11 protein-coding genes are annotated in these 14,676 nt (G+C 72.2%); 4 read left to right on the forward strand and 7 right to left on the reverse strand.

Annotation, left to right across the window (positions count from 1 at the left end; genetic code table 11):
* Positions 1-23 precede the first annotated feature (23 nt).
* Positions 24-1,610, forward strand: coding sequence for a cation acetate symporter (locus tag ACGF5U_RS15735; RefSeq protein ID WP_392714717.1), 1,587 nt, complete (start codon positions 24-26; stop codon positions 1,608-1,610).
* A 66-nt stretch (positions 1,611-1,676) separates the two neighbouring features.
* Here ACGF5U_RS15735 and ACGF5U_RS15740 read toward each other — a convergent pair whose 3' ends face one another.
* The 4 genes from ACGF5U_RS15740 to ACGF5U_RS15755 form a co-directional block, all read right to left on the reverse strand.
* Positions 1,677-2,375, reverse strand: a complete 699-nt coding sequence (locus ACGF5U_RS15740; RefSeq protein ID WP_392714581.1) for a beta-glucanase — start codon at positions 2,373-2,375, stop codon at positions 1,677-1,679.
* A 419-nt stretch (positions 2,376-2,794) separates the two neighbouring features.
* Positions 2,795-3,181, reverse strand: coding sequence for a hypothetical protein (locus tag ACGF5U_RS15745; RefSeq protein ID WP_392714718.1), 387 nt, complete (start codon positions 3,179-3,181; stop codon positions 2,795-2,797).
* 313 nt (positions 3,182-3,494) lie between these two features.
* Positions 3,495-4,076: a hypothetical protein gene (locus tag ACGF5U_RS15750; RefSeq protein WP_392714582.1), complete on the reverse strand. Its 582-nt coding sequence runs from the start codon at positions 4,074-4,076 to the stop codon at positions 3,495-3,497.
* Entirely contained in the window at positions 4,073-5,821 is a 1,749-nt protein-coding gene (locus ACGF5U_RS15755; protein ID WP_392714583.1) for a PHP domain-containing protein, read from the reverse strand. The genes ACGF5U_RS15750 and ACGF5U_RS15755 overlap by 4 nt, the downstream gene beginning before the upstream one ends.
* A gap of 218 nt (positions 5,822-6,039) precedes the next feature.
* Between ACGF5U_RS15755 and ACGF5U_RS15760 the strand changes: the two genes are divergently transcribed.
* Positions 6,040-7,410: a jacalin-like lectin gene (locus ACGF5U_RS15760; RefSeq protein ID WP_392714584.1), complete on the forward strand. Its 1,371-nt coding sequence runs from the start codon at positions 6,040-6,042 to the stop codon at positions 7,408-7,410.
* A 146-nt stretch (positions 7,411-7,556) separates the two neighbouring features.
* On the opposite strand, the gene ACGF5U_RS15765 is transcribed toward ACGF5U_RS15760, so the two are convergent.
* Positions 7,557-9,002, reverse strand: coding sequence for a glyceraldehyde-3-phosphate dehydrogenase (locus ACGF5U_RS15765; protein WP_392714585.1), 1,446 nt, complete (start codon positions 9,000-9,002; stop codon positions 7,557-7,559).
* Positions 9,003-9,279: 277 nt separating this feature from the next.
* Here ACGF5U_RS15765 and ACGF5U_RS15770 point away from each other — a divergent pair, with 277 nt between their 5' ends.
* Together ACGF5U_RS15770 and ACGF5U_RS15775 are read left to right on the forward strand one after the other, a co-directional pair.
* On the forward strand, positions 9,280-9,471 hold the full coding sequence (locus tag ACGF5U_RS15770; protein WP_392714586.1) for a DUF6381 family protein: 192 nt from the start codon (positions 9,280-9,282) through the stop codon (positions 9,469-9,471).
* A gap of 102 nt (positions 9,472-9,573) precedes the next feature.
* The gene (locus ACGF5U_RS15775) at positions 9,574-10,074 is read left to right on the forward strand and encodes a metallophosphoesterase family protein (protein WP_392714587.1); all 501 of its coding nucleotides are present in this window, start codon (positions 9,574-9,576) and stop codon (positions 10,072-10,074) included.
* Positions 10,075-10,091: 17 nt separating this feature from the next.
* On the opposite strand, the gene ACGF5U_RS15780 is transcribed toward ACGF5U_RS15775, so the two are convergent.
* Together ACGF5U_RS15780 and ACGF5U_RS15785 are read right to left on the reverse strand one after the other, a co-directional pair.
* Positions 10,092-12,527, reverse strand: a complete 2,436-nt coding sequence (locus ACGF5U_RS15780) for a SpoIIE family protein phosphatase (RefSeq protein ID WP_392714588.1) — start codon at positions 12,525-12,527, stop codon at positions 10,092-10,094.
* Complete coding sequence (locus ACGF5U_RS15785; RefSeq protein ID WP_392714589.1) at positions 12,512-14,593, reverse strand: SpoIIE family protein phosphatase; 2,082 nt, start codon at positions 14,591-14,593, stop codon at positions 12,512-12,514. Before ACGF5U_RS15785 ends, ACGF5U_RS15780 begins: the two co-directional genes overlap by 16 nt.
* Positions 14,594-14,676 lie beyond the last annotated feature (83 nt).

Below are 14,676 nucleotides of genomic sequence, written 5' to 3' on the forward strand. Positions count from 1 at the left end.
AGTTCAGTTCCGGCGCGCAGACCATGTCACTGGTCGCGTTCATCGCGGTCATCACCGTCACGCTGCTGGTGTGTGTGATGACCGGGCCCGACCACGGCGACCTGGGCGAGTTCTACACCGGCTACCGTTCCCTGTCGCCCGTGCAGAGCGGGCTCGCCATCGCGGGCGACTACATCTCGGCCGGCACCGTGCTCGGCACGATCGGCATCATCGCGCTGCTCGGCTTCGACGGCGTCACGCTCACGCTGAGCACGGTGCTCTCGCTGGTCCTGATGATGTTCCTGCTCGCCGAACCTCTGCGCAACGCCGGTCGGTTCACGATGGGCGACGTCTTCACGCGCCGTGCCCCCGGCCCGGTCGTGCGGATCACCTCGACCCTGGTCACGCTCGCCGCGCTGCTGCCGCTGGTGATCTTCCAGCTCGCGGGCGCGGGTGAGCTGCTCGCCGTCGTCCTGGGCTTCCACGCCGACGGCTTCAAGACCGGGGCGATCGTGTTCCTCGGACTGCTGATGATCGCGTACGCGGCGATCGGCGGGATGAAGGGCACCGCGTTCATCCAGATCGTCAAGACCGTCGTCCTGCTCGGCGCGGCCACCGTCATCGCGGGACTCGTCCTCGAACGGTTCGACTTCAGCCTGCCCGCGCTGCTGGACGCCGCCAAGAGCGGAAGCGGCCTCGGGGACGCGTACCTCGCCTCCGGGCTGCAGTTCGGCGACGACGACCTCGACATGATCGGCACGCAGTTGACGATCGTCCTGGGCGCGGCGGTGCTGCCGCAGATCACGATGCGCATGTTCAGCTCGCGGAGTGCGACGGCCGTGCGGCGCTCGATGTCCTGGGCCGTCGGCACCGTCGTCGTCACCTGCCTGCTCCTCGCGCTGATCGGCTTCGGGGCGGCCGCGATCGTGGGCCACAAGGGCCTCGTCGCCGGAGACCCGCAGGGCCAGACCGCGTTCCTGATGGTCAGCCAGGCGCTCGTGGGCGTGGATCCGGACGGCGTCGAGACGCTTCTGTTCACGGCGGTGGCCACGGCGATCTTCCTGACCCTGCTCGCCTCCGTCGCGGGGATCACCCTGGCCTGCGCCAACACGCTCGCGCACGACCTCGTATCGCACGGGCTGCGCGGCGCCGACCTGAAGCACTCCACGGAGATGGCCATCGCCCGGGCCGCGACCGCGGGCGTCGGTCTCGTCGCGATCGCCATCGCGGCCGGTGTCCGGCATCTGAACCTGCAGGCGCTGCTGACCCTGTCCTTCTGCGTGGGCGCCTCCGCGATCGCCCCGGCGCTCGTCTACAGCCTCTTCTGGCGCCGCTACACCCGGAGGGGGCTGCTCGCCACCCTCATCGTGGGCACGGCCGCCGCGCTCATCCTGATGGCCGGCAGCAACCTGATGTCCGGATCGCCGCAGTCCATCTTCCCCGAGCGGGACTTCAACTGGTTCCCGTTCACGACGAGTGGCATCGTCTCCATCCCGCTCGGCTTCCTGGCCGGCTGGCTCGCCACGGTCCTGGACCACCGGGAAGCGGACGACCAGCGTCGCCGCTACGAAGAGGTGGAACCGATGATCCTGGCAGGCACCCCCGCAACGGCGGACAGCAACGCCTCCTGACCCCTCCCCGGCGAGAAGAGCGCCCGGCCTGGCAGCAGGCCGGGCGCAGTCGCGCCCAGCGGGCGGCTATCTCACCCGCCCGTTCCCCACAGGCGTACGCCGTGCCCGCCGGGCAGGCTCCGTTCGGTGAACGCGCAGGTGCCTCACCCGGAACGACATGTCGGTCACATCGGATTCCGGCGGCGGGTGGTGCACGCCCGCCGACACGGACAGGTTCACGATCAGGTAGCCGCTCCAGTCCGCGCCCACGCCGGTGCCGTCCGCGAAGGCCCGTCGGCCGTTCACCCACCAGACCACCGACCGGGCACCGAAGGAGACCCGCAGATCCACCCAGGCGCCGGGGGCGACGCACGGGTGGCGGTAGTAGTGGCCGCCTCCCCCGACGTGGTTCGACAGCTCCAGGACGTCCGGGTTGTCCGGGTGGTACTCGAAGACATCGATCTCCTGGCCCCCGTCCCGCCAGGTCCAGATCGCGGGCCACGCCCCCAGAGCGCGGGCCAGCCGGACGCGGGTCTCCAGCACGTCCCCCGTACGCACCATGAAGCCTTCCGGGGACTCCTCGGTGGTCAGCAGCCCCGCGTCCCAGGCCCCGTCGGCCCGGCGTGACGCCCGGAAGACGCCGCCCCGGCAGTAGAACGGGTCATCGACGAGGTGGTCCAGTTTGCCGTCGCCCGGATTGACCGGTCCACCACCCGGATACGCCCACGAACGCCCCGCCACCCACTGGGCGGCTGAGGAGAAGTCAGCGGTGAACGTGTGGGGCATGCGCGGCACCTCGCCGATCGGGACCGCCACCCTAACCGCCCACGCCCGACGAGCCCCGCCACCGCCGGAACGGCACGAACGCGCTCGCCCGTTCGGAGGCGGGCGGCGGACCGGGCGACAGCCTCCGCCCCTCGCTCCGCGCGGAGACGCCGACGGCGTGGAGACGCCGACCGCGTGGAGACGCCGACCGCGTGGAGACGCCGACCGCGTGGAGACGCCGACCGCGCGGAGGGCCGCCGTCAATGGGGCGATCTCGGGCGTCGTGCCTGAATGCCGGGCCCGACCGGATGTCCGCCGGTGCCGCCCTGGCGGCAGCCAGGTCCAGACCCAGCCGCGTCGGGACACCTTCAAGGCCGGTGCGACTCGGCCGGCACGCCATCAGCGACGGATGCGCACACCGCCCGGTGCGGCACGGTCCGCTACGCCACGCCGTGGCTGCCGACGAGTTCTCTGAGCTGGGTCAGGAGCTCGGCGAGAGTCTCCGAGGAAGGCCCCCGGTGGAACGCGGGGTCGAGGAACCGGAACTCCCCGCCCTCCCCGCCCGCCGCGTCCTCGTCGGGGCGGAGCAGTTCCCGCAAGGCCCGTTCGATCTGCTCAGGGCCGGCGCCGTCGATGGTGACGGCCCTGCGGCTGCCGCTGCGCTCGATGTGGAGCCGCCGCCCCTCCGCCGCGCGGTCGCGGCGGGCGTCCAGCCACGTGGCGCTCGTGACGAGGAAACCGCCCAGTGCGATCGCCGTGTTGACGACCGCCAGGATGAACTCCCCGCCCCCCATCTGCTCCGGGCTTCCGCCCGTGAGAGCCCGGATCGGCCTGGGCGCCGTCCGGGTCTTCCAGCAGCCAGCTCAGCAGATCGTCCGCGTCACCGGGCGCCTCGTCCACCACCGTGACCAGTACCCGCGTCGTCCGCCCCCTGTCGTGCCGTTCTCACCGGCCCGTTCCGTCATGCGCACCGTTCCTACCCTGCGGCACTCGGGTCGATGCCGGGCGGGACGGACCTCGCCGCCCCGGTGAACCCCGTGAGCCCGGGTGAGCCCGGTGAGCCCGGTGAGACCCGTGAGCCCGGTGTGCTCGGTGGACCCCGGTGAGCCGCCCGGTTGGTCGGGCGGGCTCCGCCGGTGGTCAGTGGTCGGCGCAGCACGGGGTCGGGTCGGGCACCTCGAACGGTACGAGTACGCCGCCCGCCGCCGGCATCGTGGCCAGCACCAGTCGCCCGTCCCGCCATTCGGGGCGTACGTGGTCACGGGTGGCGACCGGCTGCCGAGGGTCTGGTGCGCCGGGTGCGCCGAGCACGGCGACCAGCTCCACGGCGGAGGCGGCCAGCAGTGCGCCGACGGTCAGGGTGCCGGTCAGCGCGTCGACGCCGGGGAACAGGACGGCGCGGCCCGCCGTGCGCGCCGTGTGCTCGGCGGCCGCGTGCGCGGCACCCGCGACCAGGTCGGCGGGTCCGTGGCGGCGGGCGCCCAGGACCACGCCGTACGGGTGCCGCGCGAGCTCCTCCCACACGGCGATGGCCGCCCGCCGCGTCGGTACGGCGAGCGACAGCGCCAGGTGCGGCCGGCCCTCGCGGTACGGGTGGGTGCAGCCGAACGTACCGCCGGGAAGGGCGAGTCCGGCCGCCAGGGTGTGCAGCAGACGGTCGGCGCCGGCCAGGTCCGTGGTGCCCGCGTCGACGCCGACGACGTGGTGCCCGTGCGGGTTCATGAGGGCAGGGCCCACACCGGGTTGGAGTAGAACCACAGGTCGCGCCACGGGTCGGCGTCGCCGACCACGTCGATCGCCGGACCCGCCGGGTCGACGGCCGCGCCCATGAGGCCGGTCGCGGAGCGGTTGCCGTCGGTGCCGCGCAGCCGGACGTACATCGGCCGGTCGACCTGGCCGAGCGCGTAGGTGAGGCGGACGGAGCCGGAGGCCCTGCCGACCTCGTACGACCGAGCGACCCTGGCGGTGGGCGCGGTGAACGTGTCCCTGTCGTGGGCCTCGCCCGTGACATCGCCCTGGATCACGTCCACGCGGGCGAGCCGGGGCACGAACCCGGCCCAGTTGGCGGCACCGGCGAGCGCGATGTCGACGCTGAGCGTGACGCGCGTGCCCCGCTTGACGTGCAGGGCGCCGCCGAGCGGCGCCCACCGCCCGCCACCGACGAGACGCACGTCGAGTCCGCTGATCAGCTGCCCGTGGTCGACCCAGACGCGTCCGGCGCGGATGCCGTCCATCACCGCCCGGTACGAGAAGCCGTCGGCGCCGACGTGGGTGCGGCTGTACTGGCCGGGCCAGTAGTCGCCCTCGGTCAGATCGACCCCGCCGCCGTAGACCGGGTCCTCGTACCTGCCGTTGGCCGCGAAGTCGCTGTTCGGGCCGCGGACCGCGGTGTCCGCGTACACGTTGTGGGAGTCCGAGTTGGCGGTGATCCACCAGGGCCTGCCCTCGGCGATGAGGCTGTCCCACAGTCCGCCGACGGTGGCGGTCATCCAGTCGAAGCCGCCCCAGGTGCGGTAGCTCTCCAGGGGGTAGCCGGGGAAGGAGTTGGCGCCGGGGCTCCCGTCGTACAGGCCGCGCGCACGGCCCATGCCGAGGCCGGCGGGGATGCCGGCCGCCTGATGGCCGGGCGCGCCCTCCATGCCGACGGCGATCTGCCGGCCGGAGGCGGTGGCGTCACGCCAGGCGCGGATCTCGTGCGGTGAGTCGATGCCCTTGCGGGCGGGGTGGTTGGCGAGCATCAGGACGTCCCTGACGCGGCGCCGCTGGACCTGCTCGGAGAGGAAGTTCAGGCCCGCGATGGCGAGGGCCTCGTTGGCGGGTGTGCCGGCGGTGGCCTTGCGTACGCCTCCGTCGTACGAGGTCTCGAACTCCTTGAGGACCGCGACCTCGTTCCTTCCCGGGTGGACGAAGACGGTGCCGTGCTCGGCGGCCGGGATGTTCCACTCCAGACCCTGGAAGACCAGGACGTCCTCGTGGGCGGCCCGAGCCTCCTTGATGTCCGGGTTGACCTTCTCGACGCCGATCCTGGCGTGCGTCTCGCTGCCGTGGTCGGTGATGACCATCCAGTCGAGGCCGTGCCGGGCGCCCTGGCGGACCTGGTCGACGACCCGGTACTTGCCGTCGCCGCTGTACTGGGTGTGGATGTGGTGGTCGCCGGCCAGCCAGAGGAAGCCGTCGCGCCTGCGGCCGAGGCTCGCGGTGGCGCCGGGGCCGGCGGTGGGGGAGATGGTGTCGGCAGCGGTCGCCGTGCCGGCCGTGGCACCGGCGAGCACACTGCCCGCGCCGAGGCCGGCGCCGAGCAGTCCGGCACGGCGCAGCATCGAACGGCGCGAGAGCTGAGCGGGCGTCAGGGCCTCGTCGGGGACCGAGGTGTCGAACGCGGGCGGCAGATCGCCCGTGGGCGGCGCGGCGTCGTGCCGGTGGTGGTGAGGGTGTCCCTGCCCGTGGTGGTGATGCCTCTGACTCACTTCGGCCTCCTGGTCCGCTGCTTCCGGTGCCGCCGTGGCGACGCAGCGAGACTCGGGCCAAAAGGTGAATCTTGAACTACCTGGGTGTGATCGGTGGATGACCTGGACGAGGCCACTCGTCGCTTCTTCGGCAACCTCCCCAACTACCCTTGTGCGATTGCGCTGTTGCTCACCATCATGCGATGGCCCGTCCCCCACTTCGCCAGGGAGCACCCCTCATGAGACCGATCGGCAGAATACTCGCGACCCTCGCGGCAAGCGCTTTCGTCGCGGCCGGGCTCACCACCGGGACGAGCGCCGCGGCCACGAGCGCCGCCGCGCCCGCCGTATCCGCCGTACCCGGCGCATCCGCCGCGTCCGGCGCCTTCGACGTGCTGACGTACAACATCGCGGGCCTTCCCCTCGGCCTCGGCGACAGCGACCCGGAGACCAACACCCCGCTCATCGGGCAGCGGCTCGGGCCGTACGACATCGTCAACGTCCAGGAGGACTTCAACTACCACGCGTCGCTGTACGCCAACGACAACCACCCCCACCGCACGGCGACCAGCGGTGGCGCGGGCATCGGCGACGGCCTCAACACCCTCTCCTCGTACCCGTTCGAGGACTTCGAGCGCGTCGACTGGAACGCCTGCACCAACGCCGACTGCCTGACGCCGAAGGGCTTCACGCTCGCCCGGGTCCGGCTGGCGGAGGGCGTGTTCATCGACCTCTACAACGTGCACGCCAACGCCGACTCCACGCAAGCGGCGATGGCGGCCCGCCGCGCCAACATCCAGCAGCTCTCGGACTTCATCCGGGCCCGGTCGTCAGGCAACGCGGTCATCGTGATGGGGGACACCAACACCCGCTACACCCGCACCGGCGACAACATCCGCACGCTGGTGAACGACAACGGCCTCACCGACGCCTGGGTGCGGCTGGTGCGCGGCGGCTCGGCCCCCGCCGCGGGCAGCGACGCCCTGGTCTGTGACGCGGCCGCGCCCACGAACGACTGCGAGGTCGTCGACAAGGTCCTCTACCGGGGCAGCCGGCTGGTGAACCTCACCGCCACCGCGTACGCCAACGAGTGGAGGGCGTTCCTCGATCCGTCCGGCAGGCACCTGTCCGACCACTACCCCCACCGGGTGGGCTTCTCCTGGTCCCTCCCGGCGGACCTGCGCGCGAGCGACTTCTTCGGCGGCCCGCACGGCACCGCCTTCAACGACGCCGACGACCTGCCGGCGGCCGTGTCGCCGCGCTCCCTGACCCTGCGCGGCGGCTCCCGCCTCGACGCGGTCTCCCTCACCCATGACGGCGGTACGCACCTGGCCCACGGCGGTACGGGCGGCACCGCCGCCTCGCTCACCTTGGCGCCCGGCGAGCACCTGACCTCCGTGCGGCTCACCCGGGGCAAGAAGGACGGTCGTACGCGCGTGTTCTCGGCCGTGTTCCGCACCGACGCGGGGCGCACGCTGAGCGCGGGCGCGGCCACCTCGGACGCCGTGACGTTCACGGCGCCCCAGGGCTGGCGGATCGTCGGTTTCACGGGCCGCTCCGGCAGTGAGATCGACAAGCTGGGTGTGGTGTACGCACCGCTGACGCGGTGACCGCCCCGGTCGGCGGGCGCGGGGCGCCCGGCCGGGGCGGCCTACCGGGGTGGCGGGGGCCGAGAGGGCAGCCGCCGACCGTGGCCGGCGGCCGACGGCGCTCACGGCGCCCTTCGCGGACCCCGTGAGCGCCTGCCTGGACGAGGTCAGACCGCCGGTGCCGGGTAGGTCGGGTACTCGACCCCGGAGACGTGCTGGACCACGCGGATGACCTGGCAGGAGTAGCCGAACTCGTTGTCGTACCACAGGTACAGGATCGCGTTGTCGCCGTCGACCTTCGTGGCGCCGGCGTCGACGATCGAGGCGTGACGCGAGCCGATGAAGTCGCTGGAGACCGCGTCGGGAGCGCTGATGAAGTCGATCTGGCGCTTGAGCGGCGAGGTCAGCGACACGTTGCGGAGGTAGTCGAGTACCTCGTCGCGGGTGGTCTCGCGGCCGAGCCGCAGGCTGAGGATCGCGATCGAGACGTCCGGCACCGGCACGCGGATGGAGCTGCCGGTGATCGGCGCCTTGAGGTCGGGCAGCGCCTTGGCGACAGCCGACGCGGCACCGGTCTCGGTGATGACCATGTTGAGCGGCGCCGAGCGGCCGCGACGGTCGGCCTTGTGGTAGTTGTCCAGCAGGTTCTGGTCGTTGGTGAACGAGTGGACGGTCTCCACGTGGCCGCGCAGAACGCCGTACTCGTCGGCCATCGCCTTCAGCGGCGGCACGATCGCGTTGGTCGTGCAGGAGGCGCAGGAGAGGATCTGCTCGTCCGGCTTGACCGTGTCGTGATTGACGCCGTGGACGATGTTGGGGACGTCGCCCTTGCCCGGGGCGGTCAGAACCACCTTCTCGACACCGGGGCGCAGGTGCTTCGACAGGCCCTCGCGGTCGCGCCACTTCCCGGTGTTGTCGATGAGGATGGCGTCCTTGATGCCGTACGCCGTGTAGTCGATCTCCGACGGGTCGTTGGCGTAGATCACCTTGATCTCGTTGCCGTTGGCGACGATCGTGCTGTTCGCCTCGTCGACCGTGATCGTGCCCTGGAACTGGCCGTGGATGGAGTCGCGGCGCAGCAGCGAGGCGCGCTTGACGATGTCCTGGTCACCGCCCTGGCGGACGACGATGGCGCGCAGCCGCAGGCCGTTGCCCGAGCCGGTCTTCTCGATCAGCAGGCGGGCGACGAGGCGGCCGATGCGGCCGAAGCCGTACAGGACGACGTCGCGCGGCTCACGGCGCTCGACCCGGTCGGCGCCCGTGGCACCGGCGACGGCCTCCGCGGTGAACTCCTCCACCGAGAGACCGCGGTCGTCGGCCCGGTAGGTGGCGGCGAGCATGCCGATGTCTATCTGCGAAGGGCCGAGGTCGAGCGTGGTGAGGGCCCGCAGGAACGGCAGCGTCTCGGTGACCGAGAGCTCCTCACCGGCGATCTGACGGGCGAATCGGTGGGTCTTCAGAATGCTGACCACCGACTTGTTCACCAGGGAGCGGCTGTGCAGCAGGACGGTGACGTCCCGCTCCCTGTGCAGCTTCCCGATCATCGGGATCATCGACTCCGCGATCTCCTCGCGGGTCTTCCAGTTAGTGAACGAGTCGTCGTTGACAGTCACAGATTTATCTTTCGAGCTAGGCGGCGCTCATATGCTAACCCCCTGGTGTTTCGATCATTCAAGCGGTGTCCCCTGAGCGGACGGGCACCGCGCGGGAGCGGTGCCCCGAGTCGGTCCGGGCGAGCCGGTTCGGGGCGCGGAGACGGCGGCGGTCCCGTTCGGGACGCGCGGAGACCGCCGGTTCGGGATGCGGAGGCGGGGCGCGCCTGCTTCGCTGGTGGGGCGCCGACGCGGCGCCTCGAAGAAGCACACCGGGTTCCGAAGGAGTAGCCAGGCCATGAGCGTTCCAGATGACCTCCGGGGGCGGCTCCGGCAGATGCGCGAGAAGGCGCAGGAGCTGGACCAGGCGGCCGAGCGGGCCACCGATCCGGAGCAGCGGCAGCGTTTGAAGGAGAAGGCCCGCCGGCTCCGGTCCCAGAGCGAGCAGGAGAGCGGTATGGCCGCCGGGGACATCGAGCCCCTGCCGTAGGGCGTGTCCGGCGGATCGTGCTCGCGCGCCGACGGCCCTGGTCCCGCCCACGCGGGAACCAGGGCCGTCGACCGTGCACGTCCGAGCCCCGCGAGGTGACCCGTGCGCCTGCTGCTCACGTCCGACACCCACCTGCCCACGCGTGCCCGGCGGCTGCCTCCCGAACTGCTGGATGAGGTCGACCGGGCCGATGTCGTCGTCCACGCCGGCGACTGGGTGGACGTGGCCGTCCTGGACCTGCTGGAGGCGCGGGCCCGGCGCCTCATCGGTGTGTACGGCAACAACGACGGCCCGGAGCTGCGGAGCCGGCTGCCCGAAGTGGCGCGGGCGGAGCTGGAGGGCGTACGCCTGGGCGTCGTCCACGAGACGGGTCCGGCCCGGGGACGTGAGCGCAGGTGCGCCGAGCGGTTCCCCGATCTGGACGTCCTGGTGTTCGGGCACAGCCACATCCCCTGGGACAGCACCGCCCCCGGCGGGCTGCGGCTGCTCAATCCGGGCTCCCCGACCGACCGCAGGCGCCAGCCCCACCCCACCTGCATGACCGCCGTCGCCGTGGACGGAACGCTGCGGGACGTCCGCCTGCACCGCCTGCCGCCGCGCTGACGGCCCTCGTCCCGCGCCTACGGCAGCGGCTGTTCCGTCCAGATCGTCTTGCCTTCCTGCGTGTACCGGGTGCCCCACCGTTCGGTGAGCTGCGCCACCAGGAAGAGTCCGCGACCGCCCTCGTCCGTGGTGCGGGCCCGGCGCAGATGGGGGGAGGTGCTGCTGCTGTCGGACACCTCGCAGATGAGATGGTGGTCCCGGATGAGCCGCAGGGTGATCGGACCGCCTCCGTACCGGTAGGCGTTGGTGACCAGCTCACTGACGATCAGTTCGGTGGTGAAGACCATCTCGTCCAGACCCCACACGGACAGCTGCGACGCCGTCAGCGTCCGGGCCTCGGCGGCGGCGCCGGCCTCGCCGGGCAGTTCCCAGGTGGCCACCTTCTCCCCCGCCAGCACCCGGGTGCGGGCGACGAGCAGCGCCACGTCGTCGGCGGCCTCGTCGGTGGCGCGGTCGTGCAGCAGGGCGCCCTCCACCACGTCGCAGGTCTCCTCCAGCGAACGCGCGGGCGCCGCCAGCGCCCCGCACAGATCCGCCAGGCTCTCGTCGATGTCCCGCTTCCGGGCCTGGATCAGGCCGTCGGTGTAGAGAGCCAGGAGGCTGCCCTCGTCCAGCGTCAGTTCGGCCGACTCGAACGGCAGCCCGCCCAGGCCCAGCGGCGGACCCGCCGGCATGTCGACCAGCCGTACGTCCCCGTCCGGTGCCACCACCACGGGCGCGGGATGACCGGCACGGGCCAGGACACAGTGGCGTGAGACCGGGTCGTAGACCGCGTACAGGCAGGTGGCGCCGATGACCTGGGGCGACCGTTCGTCGGTCGGCTCCTGCTCGGCGGCCAGCCTGTCCACGAGATCGTCGAGGTGCGAGAGGACCTCGTCCGGGGTCAGGTCCATGTTCGCCAGGGTGTGCACGGCGGTCCGCAGCCGGCCCATGGTGGCCGCCGCGTGGATGCCGTGCCCGACGACGTCGCCGACGACCAGTGCCACCCGGACCCCGGACAGCGGAATGACGTCGAACCAGTCACCGCCGACGCCGGACGCGGCGTCGGCCGGCCGATAGCGGTGGGCGACCTCGACCGCCGGATGCCCGGGCACCTCGTGCGGCAGCAGGCTGTGCTGCAGCGTGAGCGCCGCCGCGTGCTGCTGGGTGTAGCGCCGGGCGTTGTCGATGCTGACGGCGGCACGGGAGGCGAACTCCTCGGCGACCTTGAGATCGTCCTCCTCGAACGGTTCGAGCCGTCGCGACCGCCACAGACTCAGCAGGCCGAGCACGAGCCCCCGGGCGACGAGCGGAACCACCATCAGCGAATGGGTGCCCAGGTCCAGGGCGCGTTCCGTCCGCTCCGGGTCCATGGCCAGCCACCTGGACGCCCCTTCCAGACCGGCGTCCAGGAGCGGACGCCGCTCGGCCAGGCACCGCCCCTGCAGACTGTCCGCCGGAACGTGGGTCGTGTGACCCACCGGATACATCACGTCCGCGTCGTCATGGAGCGTGCTGCGGACCGCCGTACGGCACAGGGGCCCCAGCACCTCCTGCACCGGCTCCTCACCGCGGAGCACCGGCTCCAGCAGATCCACCGAGACACAGTCGGCGATGTCCGGGGACGCCACATCGGCCAGCTCGCGCGCGGTCCGCGCCACGTCCAGCGTGGTCCCGATACGGGCGCCCGCCTCACTGAGCAGGGCGAGCCGGCGCCGGGCCCTGTACCGTTCGGTCACGTCCTCGATGGTCTGTGTCACGCCGAGGATCCGGCCGGACGGGTCCTCCATGCGGAACGCCGATACGGACACGACCAGCTCACGGCCCGGGTCCCGGTTCAGCCGGCAGGGCAGCTCGGTGGCGATGGAGGACCGGCCCGTCTCCAGCACCTCCCGCATCTGCCGCTCCACGGAGTCGGTGTCCTGCTGGATCAGGAAGTCCCCGATGCGCAGTCCCCGGTGCCGCTCGACCGGCAGCTCACTGAACTTGGAGATCGCCCGGTTCACCCGCAGGATGCTCAGGTCCTCGGCGTGCACCGACAGGCCGATGGGGGAGCGGCGGAACAGCCCGTCCAGGACGGACCTGTCCGTCTCCCACTGGATCACCTCCTCGGCGGGCGCGGCCACCAGGAACCATTCGTCCGGACGGCCGCCGCCCCGGGTGACCCCACGGATCCGGCACCCCAGCTCCACCCGCCGGCCGTCACGGTGCCGTACGGGCACGACGCCGAACCAGCCCTGGTCGCGGACGCAGACGGACACCGCCTCCATGACGACGCCGTAGTCGCGCGGGTCGACGAGGAAACCGACCGCGGCCCGCCCGAGCGCCTCATCGGACGCGTAACCGAGCAGTTCCCGCGCCCGCTCGCTCCAGCCGACGACGTGCCCGCGGCCGTCCAGCACCGCCGAGGCGGCACGCCGCACCGCGAACGGGTCCTCAGGACCCTCGCTGAACGCCGTCACCGGTGTGTCCATCGCTGTACTCCTCCTTCCGTGCCGTTCGCCGCGCCGCCGGGACCCGGTGTCCTGGCGAGGAGCACCGCCACGTCGTCCTGCGCGGCGGAGGGCAGCAGCCGGCCGAGGATGCGGTCACAGATGTCCTCCAACGGGTGGTCGAGCTTCCGCAGCGCCTGCGCGAGCTGGTGCAGGCCCTGGTCCAGGTCTCTGCCGCGGGCCTCGATGAGGCCGTCCGTGTACAGCACCAGCAGACTGCCAGGAGGCAGCGGAACCCGCTCGGTCCTGAAGCCGCCCCCGCCCGCGCCCAGGGGCGTGCCCGGAGCGCCGTCGAGGAACGCGACCCTCCCCCGGGGATCGACCACCGCCGGCGGCGGATGCCCGGCCCGCGCGATCAGGCAGCCGCCGACAGCCGGGTCGTGGACCGCGTAGACGCAGGTGGCCATCTCGTCCTCGCCCAGATCCGCCACGGCGGCGTCCAGGTGACCGATGAGCCGGTCGGGTGGGATGTCCTGCCGGGCCAGCGTGCGCACCGCCGTCCGCAGCTGCCCCATGACGGCCGCCGCGTGGATCCCGTGCCCCATCACGTCACCGATGACCAGTCCGGTCCTGCCGCGCGGCAGGGAGACGACATCGAACCAGTCACCGCCCACCTCGTGGTCGCTGGCCGGGAGGTAGCGGCCGGTCAGTTCGAGACCGGTCACCTCCGGCAGGACGCCGCTCGTCAGGCTGCGCTGCAGGGTGAGGGCCGCCTCCCGCTGCGAGGTGTACATACGGGCGTTGTCGATGTGCAGCGCCGCACGGTCGACCAGCTCGTCGATGAGCACGAGGTCCTGCTCGTCGAACCGCTCCCGGTCACGGCCCCGCGTGACCACCACCGCCCCCAGCACCTTGCCCCGGGCGACCAGCGGGACCAGCCGCGCGGAACCCACACGCGTACTCAGGTACGTACGCAGCCGCTCCGCGCCGGGATCGGCGATCAGCGCCGGGATGTCGGCCCGGTACAGGTTCATCGGCCGCCCCTCGGCGATGACCCGCTCGTACACCGAACCCAGCGGGACCTGGAAGGTCAGCCCCACCGCCAGGCTCCCGGCGGGCGCGGACGGAGGGAACGCGGCCGCCACCCGACGCACCACACCCTTCGTGGACGCACCGCTCTCGTCGGGGTCCAGCACCTGCGCCAGCAACTGCACGTCCGCCGAATCGGCCAGCCGGGGCACCAGCACCTCCACCACCTCCTCCGCGGTCCGGCGCAGATCCAGAGTGGTGCCGATCCGCGTGCCGGCCTCGGCGAGCAGAGCGAAGCGATGCCGCGCCCGCTCGGCCTCGACCTGCGCCCGCTGCCCCTCGGTGATGTCGATCAGAGAGGCGATCACCCCCAGCCGCCGGCCGGCGTTGTCGAGCAGCGGAGCGTACGAGCACGACCAGGTCCGGTCGTGCTCGGGATCGGCCGGGGTACGGCCCGTACGGCGGACGTCCACCATCGCCGCACCGCTCTCCAGGACCTCCCGCATCGCCTTCTCCAGCGCCGCCGCGTTGACTCCAGGAGCCACCTCGGTGAGGCGTCTGCCGAGATGCTCGGCCGCCGAGACCCCGTTCATCCGGGCCAGCGCGTCGTTGACCCGCAGGAACCGCAGATCGGGCCCGAGTATCGCCAGCCCGATCGGCGACTGCGTGAAGAGACCTTCCAGCGCCGCCAGCGCGTCCCGCATGGCCAGCACCGCGGACGTCTCCACGGCGATCGTGAGGATGCCCGTACCCCCGTCCGGGTCCGCGGCCGGGCAGATCCACATCTCCATCGGTACGCCGTGGCCGTCCCGGTGCCGCACCGGCAGCGTTCCCACCACCGCCTCACCCGCCCGCACCTTCCGCGCCACCCGGTCGGCCAGCTCCCGGTCGGCCTCCGGAACCAGCAGCGGGATCACGTCCCGGCCCAGGAGCTGCTCCGCCGGATAGCCGAGCAGCTCCTGCGCGGCCAGCGACCACTCGACGATGCGCCCCCGCGCGTCGGTCCGCCACAGCGCGATCGGCAACAGTTCCCGGAGCACACCCGCGTACCCCACCGCCGACAGGGGCAGATCCGGCACGTCGGCTCCCTGGTGAAGGGCTCCCTGGTGAAGCTGCTCATCCATCAGCGTAGCCCCGGGGCCGCACGGCACCACCCGGAGCC

This window comes from Streptomyces sp. NPDC047886, assembly GCF_043204435.1.
GTDB lineage: Bacteria > Actinomycetota > Actinomycetes > Streptomycetales > Streptomycetaceae > Streptomyces.